Source organism: Vreelandella sp. 2A-K22 (genome assembly GCF_054065485.1).
On the sequence record NZ_JBSUGC010000009.1, the window covers coordinates 48,104 to 69,349 of the forward strand.

General features: G+C 57.0%; 18 protein-coding genes. 15 read left to right on the forward strand and 3 right to left on the reverse strand.

What is annotated here, in order from left to right; all coding sequences use genetic code 11:
- The first annotated feature begins 132 nt into the window (after positions 1 to 132).
- From ltnD to ACW17M_RS13435, 10 genes are all read left to right on the forward strand, one after another.
- Positions 133 to 1,065: an L-threonate dehydrogenase gene (ltnD, locus tag ACW17M_RS13390; RefSeq protein ID WP_027957120.1), complete on the forward strand. Its 933-nt coding sequence runs from the start codon at positions 133 to 135 to the stop codon at positions 1,063 to 1,065.
- Between the two features lie 4 nt (positions 1,066 to 1,069).
- Positions 1,070 to 2,368 carry a 3-oxo-tetronate kinase gene (otnK, locus tag ACW17M_RS13395; RefSeq protein ID WP_027957119.1) on the forward strand — a complete coding sequence of 433 codons (1,299 nt, stop codon included), beginning with the start codon at positions 1,070 to 1,072 and terminating at the stop codon, positions 2,366 to 2,368.
- Positions 2,365 to 3,024, forward strand: coding sequence for a 3-oxo-tetronate 4-phosphate decarboxylase (gene otnC / locus ACW17M_RS13400; RefSeq protein ID WP_027957118.1), 660 nt, complete (start codon positions 2,365 to 2,367; stop codon positions 3,022 to 3,024). The genes otnK and otnC overlap by 4 nt, the downstream gene beginning before the upstream one ends.
- Positions 3,025 to 3,067: 43 nt before the next feature.
- The gene (otnI, locus tag ACW17M_RS13405) at positions 3,068 to 3,865 is read left to right on the forward strand and encodes a 2-oxo-tetronate isomerase (RefSeq protein ID WP_457547608.1); all 798 of its coding nucleotides are present in this window, start codon (positions 3,068 to 3,070) and stop codon (positions 3,863 to 3,865) included.
- A gap of 77 nt (positions 3,866 to 3,942) precedes the next feature.
- Positions 3,943 to 4,905 carry a D-erythronate dehydrogenase gene (gene denD, locus ACW17M_RS13410; RefSeq protein WP_457547609.1) on the forward strand — a complete coding sequence of 321 codons (963 nt, stop codon included), beginning with the start codon at positions 3,943 to 3,945 and terminating at the stop codon, positions 4,903 to 4,905.
- 104 nt (positions 4,906 to 5,009) lie between these two features.
- A complete protein-coding gene (locus tag ACW17M_RS13415; RefSeq protein WP_051430582.1) occupies positions 5,010 to 6,029 on the forward strand; it encodes a TRAP transporter substrate-binding protein in 1,020 nt (339 codons plus the stop codon).
- A gap of 60 nt (positions 6,030 to 6,089) precedes the next feature.
- Positions 6,090 to 6,653: a TRAP transporter small permease gene (locus ACW17M_RS13420; RefSeq protein WP_009285964.1), complete on the forward strand. Its 564-nt coding sequence runs from the start codon at positions 6,090 to 6,092 to the stop codon at positions 6,651 to 6,653.
- On the forward strand, positions 6,650 to 7,927 hold the full coding sequence (locus ACW17M_RS13425) for a TRAP transporter large permease (RefSeq protein WP_027957114.1): 1,278 nt from the start codon (positions 6,650 to 6,652) through the stop codon (positions 7,925 to 7,927). The genes ACW17M_RS13420 and ACW17M_RS13425 overlap by 4 nt, the downstream gene beginning before the upstream one ends.
- A gap of 63 nt (positions 7,928 to 7,990) precedes the next feature.
- A complete protein-coding gene (locus ACW17M_RS13430; protein WP_342584066.1) occupies positions 7,991 to 9,448 on the forward strand; it encodes an aldehyde dehydrogenase family protein in 1,458 nt (485 codons plus the stop codon).
- A gap of 28 nt (positions 9,449 to 9,476) precedes the next feature.
- On the forward strand, positions 9,477 to 10,349 hold the full coding sequence (locus tag ACW17M_RS13435) for an NAD(P)-dependent oxidoreductase (protein ID WP_041158739.1): 873 nt from the start codon (positions 9,477 to 9,479) through the stop codon (positions 10,347 to 10,349).
- 13 nt (positions 10,350 to 10,362) lie between these two features.
- Here the strand turns inward: ACW17M_RS13435 and ACW17M_RS13440 are convergent, their stop codons facing one another.
- Positions 10,363 to 11,031, reverse strand: a complete 669-nt coding sequence (locus tag ACW17M_RS13440) for a TetR/AcrR family transcriptional regulator (RefSeq protein WP_457547610.1) — start codon at positions 11,029 to 11,031, stop codon at positions 10,363 to 10,365.
- Positions 11,032 to 11,131: 100 nt separating this feature from the next.
- Between ACW17M_RS13440 and ACW17M_RS13445 the strand changes: the two genes are divergently transcribed.
- Positions 11,132 to 12,292: an efflux RND transporter periplasmic adaptor subunit gene (locus tag ACW17M_RS13445; RefSeq protein WP_009285962.1), complete on the forward strand. Its 1,161-nt coding sequence runs from the start codon at positions 11,132 to 11,134 to the stop codon at positions 12,290 to 12,292.
- Positions 12,279 to 15,386 (forward strand): efflux RND transporter permease subunit, encoded by a 3,108-nt coding sequence (locus tag ACW17M_RS13450; RefSeq protein ID WP_457547611.1) that lies wholly within the window; start codon positions 12,279 to 12,281, stop codon positions 15,384 to 15,386. The genes ACW17M_RS13445 and ACW17M_RS13450 overlap by 14 nt, the downstream gene beginning before the upstream one ends.
- Positions 15,387 to 15,515: 129 nt before the next feature.
- On the opposite strand, the gene ACW17M_RS13455 is transcribed toward ACW17M_RS13450, so the two are convergent.
- Positions 15,516 to 16,277, reverse strand: coding sequence for an SDR family NAD(P)-dependent oxidoreductase (locus ACW17M_RS13455; RefSeq protein WP_022521639.1), 762 nt, complete (start codon positions 16,275 to 16,277; stop codon positions 15,516 to 15,518).
- Between the two features lie 223 nt (positions 16,278 to 16,500).
- Between ACW17M_RS13455 and ACW17M_RS13460 the strand changes: the two genes are divergently transcribed.
- On the forward strand, positions 16,501 to 17,847 hold the full coding sequence (locus ACW17M_RS13460; RefSeq protein ID WP_202606157.1) for an aspartate aminotransferase family protein: 1,347 nt from the start codon (positions 16,501 to 16,503) through the stop codon (positions 17,845 to 17,847).
- 21 nt (positions 17,848 to 17,868) lie between these two features.
- On the opposite strand, the gene pdxR is transcribed toward ACW17M_RS13460, so the two are convergent.
- Positions 17,869 to 19,371, reverse strand: a complete 1,503-nt coding sequence (gene pdxR / locus ACW17M_RS13465) for a MocR-like pyridoxine biosynthesis transcription factor PdxR (protein ID WP_035538833.1) — start codon at positions 19,369 to 19,371, stop codon at positions 17,869 to 17,871.
- Between the two features lie 301 nt (positions 19,372 to 19,672).
- On the opposite strand from pdxR, the gene ACW17M_RS13470 reads away from it, so the two are divergent.
- Together ACW17M_RS13470 and ACW17M_RS13475 are read left to right on the forward strand one after the other, a co-directional pair.
- Complete coding sequence (locus tag ACW17M_RS13470) at positions 19,673 to 20,530, forward strand: transporter substrate-binding domain-containing protein (RefSeq protein ID WP_027957105.1); 858 nt, start codon at positions 19,673 to 19,675, stop codon at positions 20,528 to 20,530.
- Positions 20,531 to 20,595: 65 nt separating this feature from the next.
- The gene (locus tag ACW17M_RS13475; RefSeq protein WP_022521643.1) at positions 20,596 to 21,237 is read left to right on the forward strand and encodes an amino acid ABC transporter permease; all 642 of its coding nucleotides are present in this window, start codon (positions 20,596 to 20,598) and stop codon (positions 21,235 to 21,237) included.
- Positions 21,238 to 21,246: the final 9 nt, after the last annotated feature.

Consider the following 21,246-nt stretch of genomic DNA (forward strand, 5'->3'; position numbering starts at 1 on the left):
AAACGAATGGTAGCGCTATCATGACAGCGCTACCATTTAGCTTCTAATTGCACTGCGACGAGAGCAACAAACACAACAACGATCTCAGCAACAGTCTCAACAGCCGTCTCAACAACAAAGAGGTGCCGTTAGGTGAGCCAACACTATAAGCAATCACTTCAAGTAGGTCTTATTGGCCTGGGCGCCATGGGCATGGGTACGGCCACCGCTATGCTCAAGCAGGGCTTTAATGTGACCGGGTGTGATATTTCCGCTGGGGCACGCGATGCCTTCGTGGCAGCAGGGGGGCAAAGCGTAGCCACTCCTGCCGAGCTTGCTCACTGCCATATCGTGTTGGTGGTTGTCGTTAACGGGGCGCAGGTTGAGCAAGTGCTGTTCGGTGAGCAGGGTGTGGTAAGCCACTTGGCTCGAGACAGTCTGATCATACAGTGCGCCACGGTGGCGCCCAGTCAGGCCAAACAGCTTGGTGAGCGTGTGGCGGCAGAGGGCTTGCTGCTGCTGGATGCGCCGATTAGCGGCGGTGCTGCTAAAGCCAAAAGTGGTGAACTATCGGTAATGGCATCCGGGGCAACGGAGGCATTTACCTACGCCGAAGCGGTGCTAAACGCCATGGCTGCCAAGGTTTATCGCCTTGGCGATGCGCCTGGCGTTGGCTCAAGTATGAAACTGGTCAATCAACTGCTGGCAGGTGTGCATATCGCCACCGCTGCTGAGGCCATGGCGCTGGGCATTCGCATGGGGCTCGACCCAGAGGTGATATATGACGTCATTACCCACTCGGCGGGCAACTCCTGGATGTTCGAAAACCGCGTGCCGCATATCCTGAGTGGTGACTACACGCCGCTTTCGGCGGTGGATATCTTCGTCAAAGATCTCAACATTGTGCATCAAACCGGCCGCGAGCTGGCATTGGCAACACCGGTAGCGTCCAGCGCTCTGCAGCAGTTTACCGCTGCCAGCGGTGCAGGTTTTGGTCGCGAAGATGACTCGGCAGTGATTAAAGTCTACCAGCGATTATCGGGCATCGCGTTGCCAGAAGCTGCCAACGACGCCCAGGGAGCCTAATAAAATGGGAATGGGAGCGAACATCGTACTGGGCGCCATTGCCGATGACTTCACTGGAGCGACCGACCTTGCCAATAACCTGGTGCGCGGCGGTATGCGCTGCCTGCAGGTGATTGGCGTGCCTCAGCAAGAGGTCGACCTCACTGATATCGATGCGGTAGTCGTGGCGCTGAAATCGCGTTCCTGCCCGGTAGACGAAGCCGTGGCGGACTCAATGGCTGCCCTTGAGTGGCTTCGCCAGCAGGGCGCCCGGCAGCTGTTCTTCAAGTACTGCTCCACCTTTGATTCCACCGACCAGGGCAATATCGGCCCAGTGGCAGATGCGCTGCTGGATGCTCTGCGGGCGCACCAAACGGTGATGGTTCCCGCCTTCCCGATTAACGGCCGTACGGTCTACCAGGGCCATCTGTTCGTAGGCGACCGCTTGCTCAACGACAGCGGTATGCAGCACCACCCACTGAACCCCATGCAGGACGCGGATCTCGTGCGAGTACTCGCTCGCCAAACGCCGCACCCGGTGGGCTTAGCCAACCGCACGGTGCTGGTTCAAGGCGTAGAGGCGACCCGCACTCACTTAACGATGCTGGCAGGTCAGGGGGTTCGCCACGTGATCTGTGATTCCTTGGACGAACAGGATCTGGATATTCTGGCTGAAGTTACCGTTGCGATGCCCTTAGTTACCGGCGGTTCTGGTCTGGGGCAGGCACTGCCTGCTCAGTACCGCGCACAGGGCTGGCTGGGCACGATCAATGAGCCGGGGCGTTTATCGCCTGCCTCGGGCGGTGCACTGGTGCTCTCCGGCAGCTGTTCCCGTGCCACGCTGGCACAAGTAGCGGATTTTCTGGCCAAGCACCCTGATGGCGGCTTCGCCCTTGATCCCTTGGCGTTGGCTGAAGGAGGACAACAGCAGGAAGAGGCGCTGGCCTTTGCCCGCAAGCGCTTATCTCAAGAGGCGCCGGTACTGCTCTATGCCTCGGCTGATATTGAAAAGGTTAACGCCGCCCAGCAAGCTCTTGGCGTTGCGCATGCGGGTGCGCTGGTGGAAAAAGCATTGAGCCAACTGGCAGTGACGCTGGTTAACGAAGGCGTGGGCCGGTTGCTGGTCGCCGGGGGCGAAACCTCCGGCGCGGTGGTCTCGGCGCTGGGTATTACCACCCTGCGCATCGGCGAGCAGATCGACCCCGGCGTACCCTGGACCCAAGCCCCTCTAGCCGGTCGCAATGCGCCGCTGTCGCTGGCGCTGAAATCTGGCAACTTTGGTGGCGTCGACTTTTTTACTCGGGCGTTTGAGGTGCTGGTATGAGCATCCACTTGCATCGCCATCCCCAGAACAGTTTACGTGAGCAGATCAGCACTCTGGGGAAATCGCTGTTTGACCGCGGCCTGACCATGGGCTCTAGCGGTAATATCAGCGTGCGCCTGGACGATGGCGGCTGGCTGATGACACCCACAAACGCATGCTTGGGGCGGCTGGATCCTGCGCGGATCTCCCATCTGGATAACAGCGGCCAACTGCTGAGTGGCGATAAGCCTACCAAGGAGCAGTTTTTGCATATGGCGATGTACGAGGAGCGCCCGCAGTCCGGCGCGATTGTGCACCTGCACTCCACTCACTCGGTGGCGGTCTCTTGCCTGCCGGGCGTAGATCCCTGCGACTGCATACCACCACTCACTGCCTACTACGTGATGCGGGTGGGGAAACTGCCGCTGGTGCCGTATCACATTCCTGGCGACCCCAAACTGGGCGATGCAGTGCGGGGGTTAGCGGGCAAACACAGCGCGGTATTGCTGGCTAACCACGGCCCGGTGGTGGCGGGTAAAAACCTCGAGGCAGCGATCTACGCCACCGAAGAATTGGAAGAAACCGCCAAGCTCTACCTGCTGCTACGGGGTGAAAACCCGCGAGGGCTAACGCCGGAACAGGTGGCGGAGCTGGAAGCGCGCTTTCCACGGGATTAACGACGTACTTAACAATGACGTACTGAACAACAAGAGCACCACGATGATTCGATTAGCCGCCAACCTCAGCATGCTGTTTAACGAGCACGCCTTTATGGATCGCTTTGCCGCTGCTGCGAAGGCGGGCTTTAAAGGCGTTGAGTACCTGTTCCCGTACGCCTATGCCGCCGATGAGTTAAGAGATGCGCTGAACAAGCACCAACTGGAGCAAGTGCTGTTTAATCTGCCGCCAGGCGATTGGGATGCAGGTGAACGAGGCTTGGCGAGCTTGCCGGGTCGAGAAGGAGAGTTTCGTGACTCGGTGATTGAAGGGCTACGTTACGCTGAAGCGCTCAACTGTCCTCGGGTGCATGCAATGGCGGGCCTGCTACCGGAAGATGCCGATGCCGCGACCCAGGCTGAACACCACGCTACCTATATCCGCAATCTACGCTTTGCTGCGAGTGAAGCGGCCAAGGTTGGTCGGGACATACTGATTGAGCCGATTAATACGCGCGATATGCCCGGCTTTTTTCTCTCTCGCCAGGCCCAGGCCATGGCGGTATTGGAAGAGGTTGGGGCAGAAAATCTAAAGCTACAGTTTGATCTCTACCACTGCCAAATTATGGACGGCAACTTGATTCGCCACCTTGAGCGCCAGTTCAGCGCCATAGGGCATATTCAAGCCGCAGGCGTACCCGGGCGCCACGAACCGGATGTGGGGGAGGTGCATTACCCGGCCATCTTCGAGCGCTTAAACGCGCTGGGCTATAGCGGCTGGATCGGCTGCGAGTATCGCCCCCAGGCCGACACTCGCGCGGGGCTGGGGTGGGGCGAGGTGTGGGGCCTAACCACACACTGATCGGCACTATCTGCTCGACTCCCACTGATCGGCCCCAACTGAATGAACAATAATAACACTACAACAGGATCCTCACGATGCATATTGCCATTACCGGTGCTGCTGGGTTTCTCGGCCAGCGTTTAGTCAAGCAATTGCTTGAACGTGGTGAGCTTCGCCAGCAGCCTATTACGCGCTTGACACTGATTGACCAGATCGAAGCGCCGCAGCCTGCAGCGGGAAGTGTTGCTGTGACATCAGTGGCGCTGGATATTACCCAACCCGACGCACTGGATAGCGTGTTAGAGCAGCGACCTGATGTGATCTACCACCTGGCGGCGGTCGTAAGCTCCGCCGCAGAAGCCGATTTGGAACTCGGTATGCGGGTTAACTTCGATGCCACACGGGCGCTGCTGGAAGGTTGCCGGGAGCAGGAGCTATCCGATACTCGCTTGATTATGGCCAGCTCCGTGGCGGCCTACGGCGGTGAGTTGCCGGAGGTACTGGATGATATGACGGCACTCCATCCGCAAAACTCCTACGGTGCACAAAAAGCCATGTGCGAGCTGCTCATCAACGATTACAGCCGCCGAGGGCTCATTGATGGTTTAGTGCTGCGCCTACCGACGATTGTGATTCGACCCGGCCGCCCTAATGCTGCGGCCTCCAGCTTTGCTTCCAGCATCCTACGTGAGTCGCTCAAGGGCGAAGAGGCGGTTTGCCCGGTGCCTACCGAGCTGCCGATGTTTGTGATGTCACCGGGCAAAGTGGTGGCGGCGCTGATTCATGGTGCGGAAGTGCCGAGCGAAGCCCTGGCCTCTTTTCGCGCCTTTATGCTACCCGGCATTACCGTCACGGTAGCCGATATGCTGGCAGCACTGCGCGATGTGGCCGGCGAGAAAGCGCTTTCGCTGGTACGCCATGAGCCTGACCCGCGCATTGAAGCCATTGTGGCGAGCTGGCCTGCGCGTTTTGAAACCGCGAAAGCCAAGCAGCTTGGTTTTGTGGGCGACGACAACTTTAAACAGATTATTGATGCGTTCGTTACTGAACCGTCGTGAGTTCCGGCCTGCCACCCGAGGTAGGCAAAAGCCTGGGGCGACGCTACCAATAGCGTGTGTCGCTCCACACTCCACCCTCACAACAACATAAAGAGGGCACTTCAATGACTAAGCAACACTCTACAAAGACACCCACAATTACACGCCATGCCCTGGTGGCGGCGATTAGCGGTATTGCTACCGTTGGCATTGCACTACAAGCCCATGCGGCGACGGAAGTGAACCTGGGGCACACCCTTTCTGATAGCTCCCACTACTCAGTGGGTGCAGATGCCTTTAAAGAGGCGCTGGAGCGTTTGTCTGATGGCGAGTTTACGGTGACCGAGCACACTTCGGGGTCGCTGGGCGGCGAGCGGGAGATGATCGAAGGGTTGCAAATCGGCACCGTCGATGTGGTGATTACCTCCACTGGTCCACTAGGTAACTTCGTTCCCGAAACCTATGTGCTCGACCTGCCGTTCCTGTTCGAAAACTACGACCAGGCGCGCTGCGTGCTGGATAGTGAGCTTGGCGACGAACTACTGGAAAAAATGGCTGATCACGATTTGATCGGCCTGGCTTGGACAGAGAATGGCTTCCGCCATCTGACCAATAGCCAGCGAGAAATCGCCACACCCGCAGATGCCGAGGGCCTGCGCGTGCGCACCATGGAGAACGCAGTGCATCAGGAAGCATTCCGCCAAATGGGCGCTCGGCCAACGCCGATGGCCTTCCCGGAGCTGTTTACCGCGCTCCAGCAGGGCACCGTCGATGGCCAGGAGAACCCTATTACCGTCATCGTGGCGACCAACTTCTGGGAAGTGCAGGATTACCTCTCGCTAACCGGACACGTCTATTCGCCGGCCATCGTACTGGGGTCGCCAATTCTGATGGATGGTTTAAGCGATGAAGAGCGTGGTTGGTTTAGGGAAGCTGCTGTCGCATCTGCTGAAGCGACCCGTGAAGAGGTCTCGCGGCTAGAGCGTGAAGGTGTGGCGCTGCTGGAAGAGAACGGTATGACGGTAAAAACCGATATCGATGTTGCTCCTTTCCAGGAAGCGGTACAGCCCGCCTATGAGATATTTACCTCTGAGTACGGCACGGAAATGCTGGATCGTGTTCAGGAAAAAGCCAGCAGTTGCTGAGCGCTTCTCCCTCCTCGGCCTCCGGAAACGCCGGAGGCCGCTTTGGCATGGTGATCTCTTATGCTAGCGGTATTTCTTCGTTTTGAGCATCAGTTAACCCGGCTTGCAATGCTGATTGCAGTGGTGATGCTGGCGATATCGGTAACCCTCAGCTTTTATCAGGTGCTCACCCGCTTTGTGTTTAACGCCCCTTCTACCTGGACGGAAGTCGCCTCCCGCGCTGCCATGATCTGGTGCGTATTTATGGCCGCTGCCGCCACCTTTCGGGGCGGTTACATGATGGCGGTGGAGGTCGTTTATAAAGTGGTACCTGCGCGTTTTCTCACTCTTTTAGAGGTGCTCATTGTGGTGTGCTGCCTGCTGGTGCTTGGGGTGCTGATCCATTACGGCATCCAAATGACGATGCGGGTGAGCAATCAAACCATGTCGGGAATGAATATTTCGATGTCGTGGGCCTATGCGGCGATTCCCACGGGTTCAAGTTTTGCCATTGTGGCTGTTGCGGCTCGGCTTTTAGCGCAGCTCAGTGGACGTGAAAAGGTAGGGCCGGAGAATAGCGAAATTACCCCTGAAAAGGCGTTGGTTGAAGATGGCCATCTCCCTAAAGGAGGGGCGCAGTCATGAATATGGTTATTGGCCTGTCGCTGATCATTCTATTCACCTTCGGCGTGCCGATCGCGATTTCGATTATCCTGGCGTCAATTATCGGCATCGAATTCTTTACTCGCCTGCCGCTGCTGTTGGTGCCGCAGCAGATGTTTATCGGCATCGATAAATTCCCGCTGATGGCGATCCCGTTTTTTATTCTTGCCGGGAATTTGATGGCCGCAGGGGGCATTTCCCAGCGCTTGGTGGACTTAGCCAAATCTATTGTGGGGAAGGTGCAGGGTGGCTTGGCGATGTCCTGTGTGCTGACCTGCATGATGTTTGCGGCGGTGTCAGGCTCCAGTGTGGCCACCACCTTTGCGATTGGCGCCATCTTGATTCCGGCGATGGTAAAACATGGCTACCCTAAGCCCTTGGCTGCCTCCATTCAGGCGTCATCCGCTGAGCTGGGTGTGCTTATCCCCCCGTCGATTCCTCTCATTCTGTATGGCGTGAGTACCGATACGTCCATTGGTCAGCTGTTCCTCGCCGGCATTGGCCCCGGCATATTGATTGGCAGCGCGCTGATACTCTTTCTCTACCTGTTCTGCAAAGTCCGCGGTTACGGCAAGGACGACTATAAAGACAGTACCGGCTTTATGATCTCGGTAAAGCGTGCCTGGGTGGCGATGCTGATGCCGGTGGTCGTGATTGGCGGTATCTATGGCGGGATATTTACCCCGACTGAAGCCTCCGCCGTGGCGGTGTTTTTTGCCCTGATCGTTGGCGGTTTCTACTACCGTGAACTGAAGGTCGATGACCTGTGGCCGATTATGCGCCAGAGCGTTGTCTCAACAGCTGCCGTCATGCTGATTATTGCCGCCGCCTCGCTCTTCAGCTTTCTGCTAAGCCGAACGGGGCTGCCCGCGCAAATTGCCACTCTGGTCACCAACACCATCAATGATCCTCTGATGTTTTTGCTGGTGGTCAATGCATTGCTGTTGGTTGTCGGCATGTTTATCGAAACTTCCGCCGCTATTCTGGTGTTGGCACCGATATTGACGCCCATCGCCATTCAGTTCGGTATCCACCCCGTTCATTTTGGGCTGGTGATGGTGGTTAATCTGGCGCTTGGCATGATTACGCCGCCGCTAGGCGTAAACCTCTTTGCTGCCTGTGCGGTCGCCAAAATATCGATCGATCAAATGCTGCCATGGCTGTTGCGTTTTGTCTTGGTGGTGCTGGCCTGCCTAATGGCGATTACCTATATGCCGTGGATTTCCATGGGGCTGGTGACTGCTTTTTACGGTTAATGTTTTCCTGAATCCTGTCGCTTTTTAGCATTACCCGAACAATGACAATTAAAGGAGTGCGATATGCAAGATGCATTAGTGTTACCGCCTCAGCAGGCGCTGATTGGTGGTGAGTGGGTTGATACGGCCACTACCTTACAAGTAGAAGCACCAGCTTCGTGTGAGCCTTTGGCACGTATAGCACGTAGCCAGGAGGGTGACGTAAAGGCAGCCGTTGAGTCGGCACACCAGGCGTTTTCCGGCCAATTGGGCGAGTGGGCGAGTTGGTCTGCCCGGCAGCGCAGCGAATGGTTGCTACGCTTTGCAAATATTATCGAGGCGCATCACGAGCAACTGGCACAGCTTGAGTGTGCTGATACCGGGAAGCCCATGACTCAAGCCAGAGGCGATATTGGTGCCTGCGCGCGCTACTTTCGCTTCTATGGCGGGGCGGCGGACAAGCTTCACGGTGAAACCATCCCCTTTGAGACCGACTTCGCGGTCATGACCCTGCGTGAGCCCTACGGCGTGTGTGCGCAAATCATTCCCTGGAACTACCCCTCACAGATCTTCGGGCGCTGCGTAGCGGCGGCGCTGGCCGCGGGTAACACCGTTGTACTCAAGCCCGCGGAGGATGCTTGTTTAAGCGTACTGCGTTTAGCGCAACTGGCAGTGGATCATGGCCTTCCGGCGGGTGCACTCAACGTGGTGCCAGGGCTTGGTGCTGAAGCGGGTGCTGCCCTCGCTGCCCACCCAAACATTGATCATCTCTCCTTTACCGGCTCGCCAGAGACCGGCACCTATGTCGCTCAGGCGGCCGCGCAGCATCATGTACCCGTCACCCTGGAACTTGGCGGTAAGTCTCCTCAGTTAGTGTTTGCTGATGCGGATCTTGATGCCGCGCTTCCTGCGGTGGTGCGAGGCATTATCCAGAATGCCGGACAGACCTGCTCTGCAGGCAGCCGTTTGCTGGTGCAGCGGGAGATCGCAGAAAGCGTGGTTGCTAACCTCAGCGAGCGCTTCGCTGCCCTGCGCTGTGATGCCGGCGAAGCGGACGCTGACTGTGGCCCACTGATCAATGCGCGTCAAAAAGCCAAGCTGGAAGCGCGCTTGGCGGCCGCCGAAGCCGACGGTATTCGCGTGGCGGCAAAAGGCCAGTTAGCGGCAAGCGCGCCAAGTGGCGGCCACTTCGTCGTGCCTCAACTACTCACCGATATTCCCGAAGGGCATGAAGTGCTTCAAGAAGAGCTGTTTGGCCCAGTGCTGGTGGTGCAGGTGTTTGAGGACGAAGCGGAAGCTCTGGCGCTGGCTAATGCCACCGATTTTGGACTCTGTGCCGGTATTTGGACGCGCGATGGTGGCCGCCAGCTCCGTTTGGCCAAAGGGATTCGCAGCGGTCAGGTATTCATCAATAACTACGGTGCCGCCGGTGGTGTAGAGCTACCATTTGGTGGTGTTGGCCGTTCCGGGCACGGTCGGGAAAAAGGCTTTGAGGGCCTGCGAAGCTACACACAGATTAAAACTATCGCGATTAAACATTAACGGACGAACCAGCTTTAAGGTGATAACAATGACATCAGTCAGCCAAGTAGGCATCGTCGGCGTGGGCCTCATGGGCCATGGGATTGCGAGTAGCCTGCTACGCGCAGGCCATCAGGTCAGTTTTCTGAACCACTCCGGTAACCAGCCAGCAGATGAGCTATTGGCAGCCGGTGCCATCGCGTTGAATACAGGACGAGAGGTGGCCCAGAGTGCTGAGGTGGTGATTTTATGCGTCACCGGCTCGCCTCAAGTAGAAGCCGTGTTGTTTGAACCCGACGGCGTATTAGCGGGGTTAAAGCCCGGTTGTGTCGTGGTGGATTGCTCCACTGCGCTGCCCAGTTCAACAGAAAAGGTCGCTGCCAGAGTCACAGAGGCTGGCGGGCGCTTTATGGATGCCGCCATGACGCGCACCCCCAAAGAAGCGGCTGAAGGGCGGCTCAACTTGATTGTCGGTGCGCCGAAGGCACTGTTCGATGAAACGCTGCCTCTGCTGCAGGGCTTTGCCGAAAATATTGCCCATGCGGGCGATGTGGGCGCGGGGCATACCCTTAAACTGCTGCATAATTTTGTTTCGCTTGGGTTTTCTGCGGTATTGGCGGAGGCCACTGTCGCTTCACGTAAAGCAGGCATCAGCGATACCGCCTTGCTTGAAGTGCTTGGCGCAGGTGGTGGCGGTGGGGTAGTACTCGAGCGGCTGCGCCCCTATATCGCTGATAATGACCCTTCAGGCTTTAAGTTTAGCGTTGCCAATGCCAGCAAGGATCTTGGTTATTACCACACGATGACCGAAGACCTTGCCGTGGAGGGAGGTATCGCTGAAGCCGTCCGCAACCTGTATAAATCGGTAGAGGATCAAAGCCTGCCAATACCCGCACTAATCGGTGTGCTTGAGCAGCGTTAAGGTAGAGGGTGACTCAACCGTTATTATCTCTACAGGGCGTCCCATACGCCGCCAAAAACACATCCACGGCGCTACTGACCTGATGATGCAGCTCTTCATCGCTGGGGAGGTGGCGAATGCCCATGCGGACTTCTGTGACCAACATGCCTTGCCACATACTGCACAGGTGGCTGGCGGCAAGCGTGGGTGTGCCAAGCGTTAAATGCCCGGTTTGGGCTAGTCCCTCCAATTTCTCCTGCAGCCACTGCTTAGTGGCCCAAGGGCCTGCCTCAAAAAAAGCCTGTAGCAGCTCAGGGTGCTGCTCTCCCTGAGTGTTCATCACCCGCTCAACCGCCAAGACATGGGGTTCCAACAAAAAGTGCACTAAGCTCATGCCGACTTCGATCAATGATTGGCGAACCCCCTCGTGGGTGTCGGGCAGTTTATCTAATCCCCTGCGGATGATTTCGGTTTCGCGACGTATCACACTGCCAAACAGTGCCTCTTTGGTCACAAAGTGGCCGTAGACTGTGACTTTGGAAACCCCCGCTTCCCGGGCAACGGCTTCCATCGTTACCCCCTCTAAACCGTGGCGAAAAAACAGACACGTCGCCGCATCCATCATGGCATCCCGTTTAGCCATATCCTTGGGTCGTCCAGCGCGGCGCTTTGGTTCAGGCGATGTATGTTGGGGCTCTGTCATTCGGTGCAATCCGGGCTATTGAGTAAATAAATATTGAACGTGAGCGTACAAATATTATAGTGAACGGTATCGTTCAAGAATAAACCATTTCGAGGCGAACATGGGCACTCCTCTAAAAACTTCCTGGAACCACCGGTTTCGCGGCACGCTGGCGGCGCTGTTGATGGTAGGTGGCACACTGGCGACGGTGTTTTCTCTCTCCAGTCAGCACAGCAGTGCTCAACAGACCCGCCAGCAAGGCGCTGATAACGCCCTGTTACAGGTGTCGACCAAGGCCCTGGAGCAAGCCGAGCAACTGCAACGCGATGTGCGCTTAACCGGACGTGTGGTGGCGCGCCAGTCGGTATCGCTGGCGTTCGAACCCGCGGGGCGGGTCAGTGCTGTGTCAGCAGACAGAGGCGATGCTGTTGAACAGGGGGATGTGCTTGCCACGCTGGATACCCGTCGATTGGAAAGCCGCTTAGCAGAGGTAGCTGCACGCAGTGAAGAAGCCCGTGCCAGCCTCGCCCTGGCTCAGCGCCAGGAGGAGCGTGAAGCGCAGCTAAACCAGAATAACTTTGCCAGCCGCACGGCGCTGGATCAGGCCCGGACAGATCGACTGACCCTCCAGGCTCGCCTGGCGGCGCTGGCAGCCGAGCGCGATAGCCTTACCGCCGATTTGGATGACAGCACGTTAAAAGCGCCCTTCGGCGGACGAGTGATCGAGCGCCATGTCAGTGTCGGCAGCTTGGTGAGTAGCGGCACTACCGCTTTCGATCTTATCGATGTCGAGCAGTTAGAAGCGCATCTTGGCCTACCCGCAGCGCTGGCCGCGACGTTTACGCCAGGTGAAGCCGTTGAGCTGATGGTGAATGGTGAGGAAGTCAGCGGTAAGGTACGTGCTCGGCTCCCCCAGGTTGATAGCGACAGTCGCACCCAGACGCTGGTGGTGTCGCTGGAAACCCCAGACCATGCCGTGCCCGGCGATCTGGCAGAGCTGCGCTACAAGATCACAGAGCCCGCAAACGGATACTGGGTGCCGTTGGATTCCCTGCAAGCCGCCGACCGTGGCCTGTGGAACGTATTGGTGGCCGAGCCGTTAGAGAACGATCACTACCGTGTGGCCCAGGCCAGCGTGGAGCTATTGCATAGCGAAGGAGACCAGGCCTTTGTACGCGGCACGCTGGCGTCGGGCATGCGGCTGATTACCGGTGGCACCCACCGTGTAACGCCAGGTCAGCAGGTCACGCTAAGCGAGGAAGTGGCCTATGAAGCGCCTTGAGTGGTTATTTAACCGTCGACTGTTAGCGCTAGCCCTGGGCCTTCTCGTTGTCGCCGGGCTGTCGGCCATTCAAACGCTGCCACGCGCGGAAGACCCCCATTTGGTGGCGCGCATGGCCACCGTGCTTGCGCCTTTTCCTGGCGCCACCCCCGAGCAGGTCGAAGCTTTAGTGGCGCGTCCCATTGAGGATGAGCTACGCACCATCGCTGAGATTAACGTGCTGGAATCCACCTCACGCCAGGGCATTGCGGTGATTAGCCTTGAGCTTGAGGATGCCGTGACCAATGTAACGCCGGTGTGGAGCCGCGTGCGCGACAAGCTGGCCGATGTCGCCCCTACCCTGCCTGACGGCGTGCAAACGCCGGAACTGCTGGATGATCGGGGCTACGCATTTAGCATCGTGGCCGCATTGCGCTGGACACTGGATACCCCGCCCAATCCCCAACTGATGGAGCGCTACGCCGAGCGTTTGGAAGCAGCGTTTAGAAACGTCCCTGGCACAGAGTATACCCACCGCTTTGGCGTGGCGGGGGAGCAGGTTGAGGTGAGGGTTAACCCGCTTGAACTGAACGCCTTGGGGCTCTCCGTCGGGCAATTAGCGGCCACTATTGAGGCAAGCGATGGACGACGTACCGCTGGTGAAGTGGTCACCGACGGCCACCGGCTGACAGTGGGGCTAAGCGGTGAGTTTGATGCGCTCGATAGGCTACGCGAGATAGAAGTGACGACTCGGCAGGGGCACACCGTAAGACTTGGCGAGTTGGCTGAGCTACGCCGGGGCGTGCAAGACCCGCCCGCCGCAGTGGCACTGCTTAACGGCGAACGAGCGGTGTATGTCGGCGCACGCATGGCGCCCGGCCAGCGAATTGATAGCTGGGTGGAAAAAGCACAAGAGCAGTTGGCGGTGTTCGCCGATGAGCTGCCTGTCGGTATCGCGGTTGAAGAGGTTTTCGAACAGGCCAGTTACACCAACCAGCGTTTAAGTGACGTGGCTGGCAGTCTGCTGATGGGGTTAGCGCTGGTGGTAGCGATCCTGTTCATCACCATGGGCTGGCGCTCGGCGGTGACGGTGGGGTTGGCGATCCCCGCCACGGCTCTGCTCACCCTGGCGTTCTTCAAGCCGCTGGGTATCGATATTCACCAGATGAGCATTACCGGTATTATCGTGGCGCTGGGGCTGATGGTCGACAATGCCATTGTGATGACCAACGCCCTGCGCGAGCGCTTTTTGAAAGGTGATTCAGCGCTTGCCGCTACCCGGGACACATTACGCCACTTAGCGGTGCCGCTGCTGGCCAGCACCTTAACCACCATATTGGCGTTTATGCCGATTGTGTTGATGCCAGGCCCTGCGGGGGAGTTCGTGGGGCCCCTGGCCATGGCGGTGATGGTCGCACTGGTAAGTTCTTATCTGGTTTCGCTGCTGCTGGTGCCTGCGCTGTCACCCATGCTGTTAGCCAGGGTCGCTGATAAACCTCCAACGCCTCGAAATAACGGCGTCAGTGGGATGCTCAAGCGCGGCTTCCGCCGTACGGTACGCAGCGCGCTGCGTCACCCCTGGGCCGCCATGATCATCACCCTGTGTGTGCCCGTGGGTGGCATGGCGTTGATGCCCACGCTGGACGTGGCGTTTTTTCCTCCCGCAGACCGCGACCAGTTTCACATCGAGGTGCGCCTGCCCCCCGCCAGCAGTATGGCCAACACCGAAGCACTGGCCCATGAAGTCGATGCCATGATTCGTGAGCTGCCGGGCATCACCCGCGTCTCGGCGTTTGTCGGTGAAAGCGCACCAATGATGTACTACAACGTGCTTACCAATGAGGATAACAACCCGGCATTTTTGCACCTAATCGTGGACACAGCGTCTTTACAAATCACTAATGAACGGGTGCCCGCCTTACAGCAGGCGCTTGATCGGCATTTCCCCCAGGCCCAAAGCGTAGTGCGCAAGTATGAGCAGGGGCCGCCGTTTAAAGCCCCGATTGAGCTACGTGTCTATGGTGATGATCTATCAGTGCTGTCATCGCTGGGACTTGAGCTAGCGGGCTTAATGCATCAACTGCCTCAGGTGACCCATGTGCGCGCTGGCATGCAGCGTGATTTGCCCAGGTTAACCCTGGATATCGACCACACCGCACTGAGTGATGCGGGGCTAGCGCCGCAGCGGCTAGCGGAACAAGTAGGGGCCGCGCTCTCGGGGCAATCGGCAGGCATGTTGCTGGAGGACACCCAGCAACTACCGGTGCGGGTGCGCTACGCCGATGAGTGGCGCACTAACGCCGAACAGCTGGCGGCGCTGCGCCTGGTCAGCGATCAAGTAGCTGAGGGACTGCCACTGGCGGCGGTGGCAGAGGTGTCACTCACGCCTGCCTGGAGCGTGATTACCCGCCGTAACGCTGAACGGATGCAGTTGGTACAAGGGTACCTGGTGGCCGACGCTCTTCCGGCGGTCTCCATGGCTCAGTTGGATGCCAAGCTTCAGGCAGCGTTGGCGTCGGGGGCGTTTCAATTGCCCCCTGGTTACCGAATCGAAACCGGTGGTGAAGCCGCCGAGCGAGATGATGCCGTGGGCAAGTTGCTTGCCTCGGTGGTGCTGCTGGTCATAGCCATGGTGGCCACCGTGGTATTGGCATTTAACTCCTTTCGGCGGGCCGCCATCGTGTTTATTGCCGGCGCCCAGGCGATGGGCATGGGCATTGTGGCGCTGCTACTAAGCGGGCATGCGTTTGGCTTTGTGATTATCGTCGGCATTATGGGGCTGGTAGGGGTAGCGATTAATGCCACTATTATCATTATTGCTGCCTTTGATGACGATGAAGCCGCCCGCCGAGGCGATATCGATGCCATGCTGGCGGTGATCAGTGGCCCCACCAGTCGGCATATTGTTTCGACCACGGTCACTACCTTTGCAGGCTTAATTCCGCTGATGTTGGCTACCGGTGGGCTATGGCCACCATTCGCGCAAACCGTTGGTTTTGGACTGCTCTTAGCGACGCTAGTGTCGTTTTTCTTTACCCCTGCGCTTTATCGGCTGTGGGTATCGAGATCGGCTGACGTTGAGCCTCATGACCGCACGACTATTTTACAAGGATGAGTAAAATAGAATGTATCAACAATCGGTCAAAAGCGTAATGAAGCGAGTGGATAACGCCCTTTATCTAGTCAAAGAGCAAGGGCGGTATCGCGTTTCAACGGGTGGCCTATTAAAATCGGCGCAGCAGGCTTAAGCCGGGTCGCGATCAACCGCAAACGCTGACCATGCCTGACGAACGGTCATAATTTCCAAGCGATTGATGTTGATATGGGCGGGCAGCGTGGCCAAGTAGTAAAGCTGCTCGGCGATATCTTCTGCTTGAAGTGGCGTCGTACCCCGGTAAAGTGCATCCGAAGCGGCCTGGTCGCCTTTAGTTCTGACCAGCGTGAACTCGGTTTCTGCCATGCCGGGCGCCAGGTCAGTGACTCGCACGCCAGTACCTAACAGATCGCAGCGTAGGTTGTAGCTGAACTGCTGAACAAAGGCTTTCGACGCGCCATACACATGCCCGCCTGGATAGGGCCACTGTCCCGCTACGGAACCGAGATTGAGAATACTCGCGCCTTTACCGGTTTTCAGCAGCAGCGGCAGCGCCGCGTGTGTCACATTGACCAACCCCGTGATATTGGTGTCGATCATGGTGTGCCAATCCTCCAGCGCCACCTTTTGCGCCGGTTCCGGTGCCAGGGCTAACCCCGCATTATTGATTAAACACGTCAGCGGCAGAAACGTTTCCGGTAAGTTGCTAATGGCGTCAGTCACCGCGTCACTATCGCGGACATCCAGCGCCAGCGTTAGCACGGGAACCTGCTTGGAAAGCTCCTCTTCAAGTGCTTTGAGGCGCTCTACGCGTCGCCCGGTTAAAATCAATGACCAGCCCGCTTTGGCAAAGCGCTGGGCAGCCGCTTTACCAAACCCTGACGTCGCTCCGGTAATAAGTACGCTAGGCATTGCAATCTCTCCACGTTATTTAAATGATTAAAAGGCGATGGGGCGAGTTCTGACATCACTGTAAGCAACGCTGGTTCAAGCCTTTAGAGCCAGTTCGTGCCCGTTACTGTGACATCACTCGTCTGTCCCTCTGGTATGTAACGACTGGCCCTACAGCCTAAACGGTTGACTCACTAGGCTGGCAAGCACGCTATTTCTTAACGGATTACTTAAGGTGCTTGCTATGAATACCAATATTGCCGCTTCACATCCACCCGAAAGCGGTGTGGATAATACTTATGTACACACCTTAGATCGCCAGTATGTGTTCCACTCCTGGGCACAGCAAGGCAGTTTAGACCCCATGGTGATTGCAGGGGCTGAAGGGTGTCGCGTATGGGACTATGTGGGGCGCTCGTATCTGGATTTTAGTAGCCAGTTAGTCAATACCAATATCGGCCATCAGCACCCCAAAGTGGTGAGCGCGATTCAAGCCCAGGCCGCGAGCCTATGTACCATTGCCCCCGCCCATGCCAACTTGGCTAGGGGCGAAGCGGCCAAGCGCATTATCGCCAAAGCGCCCGCTGGGTTTAGTAAGGTGTTTTTCACCAATGCGGGCGCGGATGCCAATGAAAATGCCATTCGTATGGCGCGTCTTTATACCGGGCGAAGCAAAATACTATCCGCCTACCGCTCCTATCACGGCAACACCGGTTCAGCGATTGCTGCCACCGGTGATTGGCGGCGGGTGCCCAATGAGTATGCCAGCGGCCATGTGCACTTCTTCAACCCTTACCTTTATCGCAGTGAGTTTTGGGCGCGCAATGAAGAGGAGGAGTGTGAGCGGGCGTTGCAACACCTGCGCCGGGTAATTGAGTGCGAAGGTGCTAATGCGGTCGCGGCCATCCTGCTGGAAACCATTCCCGGTACGGCTGGCGTACTGTTACCTCCGAAGGCGTATCTTCAGGGCGTTAGAAAACTCGCCGATGAGTTCGGTATTGTACTGATTCTAGATGAAGTGATGGCTGGCTTTGGTCGCACAGGGCGCTGGTTCGCTTTTGAACACTACGACATGGCGCCGGACTTAATCGTCTTCGCCAAAGGGGTGAACTCGGGCTATGTGCCTGCCGGGGGCGTGATTATCTCTGAATCCATCTCACGCTATTTCGATGACCACTTCTTTGTCGGCGGTCTGACGTATTCCGGCCACCCGCTGGCAATGGCGGCGATAGTCGCGACCCTGGATGCGATGGAAGCAGAGGGCGTGGTTAAAAACGCTGACGCGGTGGGTAATGGCCCGTTAGCCGCAGGGTTGCAACAGCTTGCCGAGCGATACGCCATCATTGGAGATTGGCGGGGCGTTGGAGTGTTTCACGCTTTAGAGCTCGTCAGCGACCCGGTTTACAAAACACCACTGCCAGGGGCGGCAGTGTTGCAACTCAAGCAGCAATTAATGGAAAACGGACTGCTGGTCTTTACCGTTGAGAACCGCATCCATGTGGTTCCGCCGTGTATCGTAACGGCCGCTGAAGTAGAGGAGGGTTTAGCCATCTTGGATCGCGTGTTGAAAAACTATACGGCATCACGCTAGATTGGTTTTTAAATGCCCGTTTTAAGTGCCCGTTGTTAAAGTACTCAGGGCGTTATCGTAGGCGAGGCCCAGGCGCTGTATGCCTGGGTCGATACGCTCCCTCTCGATGGCGCCAAACCCTAGCCGGAAAAAGCGCCGCGGCGGGGCGGCATCGAAGAAGTGCTGGAAGCCGGGTTCAATGAGCACACCCCGCTGGGCGGCATGCCAGGCTAGCCGCTGAGTGTCGATGCCCGCATCCGCTTCCATCCAGAAGGCGCTGGAACGACTGCTGCTGTGGCTGAGGCAGCCGGGCAATGCCTGATCAATAGCGAGCCGCATCGTGTCGCGCCGCCGGTCGATCTCCTCCACATGGAGCTTGAGGTAGCGTTCGTAATAGCCTTGTGAAATAAACTGTGCCAGCTGGTGCTGTAACGCGGCGGGTGGGTGACGGTACATCATGCGGCGCAGCGCTCGCAGCTCGTCAATCACTTCAGCATCGGCCACGACATAACCCATGCGCAGCCCAGGCGAGAGCGCTTTGGATAAGCTGCCCATGTAGATAATTCGCGCGCTCTGCGCACTGGCTTTGAGGGCTGGCAGTGCGAACTGGTCGCCATGAATCTCGGCGTCGTAGTCATCCTCAATCACGATTTGGTCGCGATGGGGTAGCTGGGCCAGCAAAGTCTCGCGTCGCTCGCGGCTCATGGTGACGCCCGTGGGCACCTGATGACTGGGCATGACGTACAGATAGTCACACTGCTGAGACCCCTCAAGACGCATGCCTTCCGTATCCACGGTTTGCAACTGCAGACTGGCTCGGCGCTGAGCAAACACATTCATTGCCTCGCGGTAACCGGGAGATTCCAGGGCCACTCGGGTGCCCCGATGGCAGAGCAACTGGGCAATCAAATAGAGTGCATTTTGCGTTCCCATGGTGATCAGAATTTCTTCTGAGCGAGCAAAAATTCCCCGGCGCGGCAAAATACGTTTGCGCAATTGCTCAATCAGAAGCGGGTCGTCCTGGTCAATACGGTCGCGCAGCCAGGGTTTATCGCGTTGCGAACTTAATAAGCGCCGAGAAACATCTCGCCACTGGGCTAACGGAAAAAGTCGCGTATCTAACTGGCCGTAAATAAACGGGTAGGCATATTCCGACCAATTGCCGGGCTTGAGGATTCCTTGGTAGTTAGTAGGGCGCTGAGCAATGCGTTTGTGCCAGTTTGGTGCGCTTATTGCGCCGTTATTGGTTTCGGTTAACGCTGTTAGTGATGAACTAAGCGTTGATTGAGGGTCGCTATAATCAGGGTGTAAATAGTAGCCGCTACGAGGGCGACTTATTAAATAGCCATCCTCGACCAGCTTTTCGTAAACAATCGCCACCGTATTACGCGAAATACCCAGCTGTTGTGAAAGCTTGCGGCAGGAGGGCAGCGCGTCCTCGCTGGGTAAACTGCCCATACGAATCGCTTCCAGCAGCGTTTTGCGTAGTTGTTCTTGAAGGCAGGCGCCAGCGTTAGGGTCGACCTCAAGACACAGCGATGTCATGCACATCTCCTCTTCAAAACCCTGGCCGTCTAGCCCATTCACTCAAGCATCTCTCCTTAAACAAAAGCATCTTTCGTGCCAGTTCTGTTGTCGGCAGCGGCTATCGGTAACTGTCCTTTTAATTTGCGCTAACTGGCTCTAATCGCAGAGAGGATAAAAATCTAGGGTGAAGTCAGCTTCTGCATATCGCCCAACTGTTTGCAGACCCGCTGCAAACGCAAAGGCGAGCGATGTTTTGACTGCTTTTTCTAAAACGTATTTTTTAAAAGCGTATTTTTGAAAACCTAGGGGATATCAGACGATGAAAAAAGTAACTGCCTTAGCCTCCGCAATAAGCATCGGCGCACTTGCTTTAAGTGCGTCACTGACCGTTTCCGCTGCGGATTTAGATGAAATAGAGAGCCGTGGCTATATGAGCGTGGCCACCGAAGATAACTACGCGCCGTTTAACTTTATGAGTGGCAGCGACCCCGATGGATTTATCAAAGACATCTTGATTGAGCTTGAGGAGTACGCTGACTTTGAAGTCCGCCAGGATATTTTGCCTTGGACGGGGCTTTTGGCCTCGGTTTCATCGGGCCAATACGACATGGCACTTACCGGCGCGTCGGTGACCGACGAACGCCTGCGGGTGTTTAACTACGCGCCGCCGTTTGCATCGGCACAGCACTTTTACATTAAGCGGGCAGGTGATGACCGTATCAACAGCATTGAAGACTTAAGTGGTATGACGCTGGGTGTTCAGGCGGGCAGTGCACTGCTATCGCGCCTGCCAGAGTTGGAGGTCATGCTGGAAGAGAGTGGTGGCGAGCTGGGCGACGTAATGCAGTATGAGGCCTATCCAGAAATCTACGCTGACCTGGCCAACGGTCGTGTCGATTACGTGATTAACTCCATCGTGCCGGTTAATGACCTGATCAGTGAACGCCCTGACGTATTTGAAGCCGGTCAAGCGGTCTCCGGTCCTGGCTATGTTGCCTGGCCGATGCCTAAAGACAGCCCACAACTGCTGGCCTATATCACCGACTTTATGAGCCACCTGCGTGATTCTGGCCGCCTGGCCGAGCTGCAGGAAAAGTGGTTTGGCGAGTCCTTTGATGACCTGCCGACAACCCCTATCACCTCAGTGGAAGAGTTCCACGAAATGGCCGGTATGTAAGCCATCACATTCGCCTGCCGCCCAGGCTGGGCGGCGGTTTTCTTATCGCGAATTAGGGGGTGAGCATGGACAGTAGCGCATGGGGGCTTCTCATCCAGGGCGCCTGGACAACGCTTTGGATATCCGGCATCTCCATTGCCATCGGTGTGGTAATGGGGCTTTTGATTGCATTGCTTAGGGTGGCCAAAATTCCCGTTTTGCATCAATTGCTAGGCGTCTACATTAGCTTGGCGCGGGCAACGCCGCTGGTGACGCTGGTGCTGTTTATCTTCTTAACCGCGCCGACCATGGGCGTTAACCTCAACCGCAATGTGGCCGGTATTATCGCGTTAACCCTCAATACCACTGCTTTTAACGCTGAAATCTGGCGCTCTGCCTTTAACAACTTCTCCAAAGAGCAGCGTGAAGCGGCCCTGGCCATCGGTATGACACCGTGGGTCTATTTCCGCCGTATTATGCTGCCACAAATCACCATTACCAGCCTGCCGGGCTTGGTGAATGAAATGTCATTTCTGATTAAAGGCAGCCCCGCTATTGCGGTCATCGGCGTCGTCGACCTGACCCGTGTGACCAACCGTATTTCGGCGGTGACCTACGACCCACTGCCACCCATTTTAGCGGCTGCGGCGCTGTATATGCTGATTATCAGTCTGTTGGTGTGGTTTCAACGTGTGGCTGAGCGTAAAGCCAGCCGGCTGGCCGTTTAAGGTGGTCGT

Bases quoted from the DNA above. Each gene is read 5' to 3' on its own strand.
- otnK (WP_027957119.1), top strand. From the start codon at position 1,070: ATGGGAATGGGAGCGAACATCGTACTGGGCGCCATTGCCGATGACTTC.
- otnC (WP_027957118.1), top strand. From the start codon at position 2,365: ATGAGCATCCACTTGCATCGCCATCCCCAGAACAGTTTACGTGAGCAG.
- otnI (WP_457547608.1), top strand. From the start codon at position 3,068: ATGATTCGATTAGCCGCCAACCTCAGCATGCTGTTTAACGAGCACGCC.
- denD (WP_457547609.1), top strand. From the start codon at position 3,943: ATGCATATTGCCATTACCGGTGCTGCTGGGTTTCTCGGCCAGCGTTTA.
- ACW17M_RS13415 (WP_051430582.1), top strand. From the start codon at position 5,010: ATGACTAAGCAACACTCTACAAAGACACCCACAATTACACGCCATGCC.
- ACW17M_RS13420 (WP_009285964.1), top strand. From the start codon at position 6,090: ATGCTAGCGGTATTTCTTCGTTTTGAGCATCAGTTAACCCGGCTTGCA.
- ACW17M_RS13425 (WP_027957114.1), top strand. From the start codon at position 6,650: ATGAATATGGTTATTGGCCTGTCGCTGATCATTCTATTCACCTTCGGC.
- ACW17M_RS13430 (WP_342584066.1), top strand. From the start codon at position 7,991: ATGCAAGATGCATTAGTGTTACCGCCTCAGCAGGCGCTGATTGGTGGT.
- ACW17M_RS13435 (WP_041158739.1), top strand. From the start codon at position 9,477: ATGACATCAGTCAGCCAAGTAGGCATCGTCGGCGTGGGCCTCATGGGC.
- ACW17M_RS13440 (WP_457547610.1), bottom strand. From the start codon at position 11,031: ATGACAGAGCCCCAACATACATCGCCTGAACCAAAGCGCCGCGCTGGA.
- ACW17M_RS13445 (WP_009285962.1), top strand. From the start codon at position 11,132: ATGGGCACTCCTCTAAAAACTTCCTGGAACCACCGGTTTCGCGGCACG.
- ACW17M_RS13450 (WP_457547611.1), top strand. From the start codon at position 12,279: ATGAAGCGCCTTGAGTGGTTATTTAACCGTCGACTGTTAGCGCTAGCC.
- ACW17M_RS13455 (WP_022521639.1), bottom strand. From the start codon at position 16,277: ATGCCTAGCGTACTTATTACCGGAGCGACGTCAGGGTTTGGTAAAGCG.
- ACW17M_RS13460 (WP_202606157.1), top strand. From the start codon at position 16,501: ATGAATACCAATATTGCCGCTTCACATCCACCCGAAAGCGGTGTGGAT.
- pdxR (WP_035538833.1), bottom strand. From the start codon at position 19,371: ATGACATCGCTGTGTCTTGAGGTCGACCCTAACGCTGGCGCCTGCCTT.
- ACW17M_RS13470 (WP_027957105.1), top strand. From the start codon at position 19,673: ATGAAAAAAGTAACTGCCTTAGCCTCCGCAATAAGCATCGGCGCACTT.
- ACW17M_RS13475 (WP_022521643.1), top strand. From the start codon at position 20,596: ATGGACAGTAGCGCATGGGGGCTTCTCATCCAGGGCGCCTGGACAACG.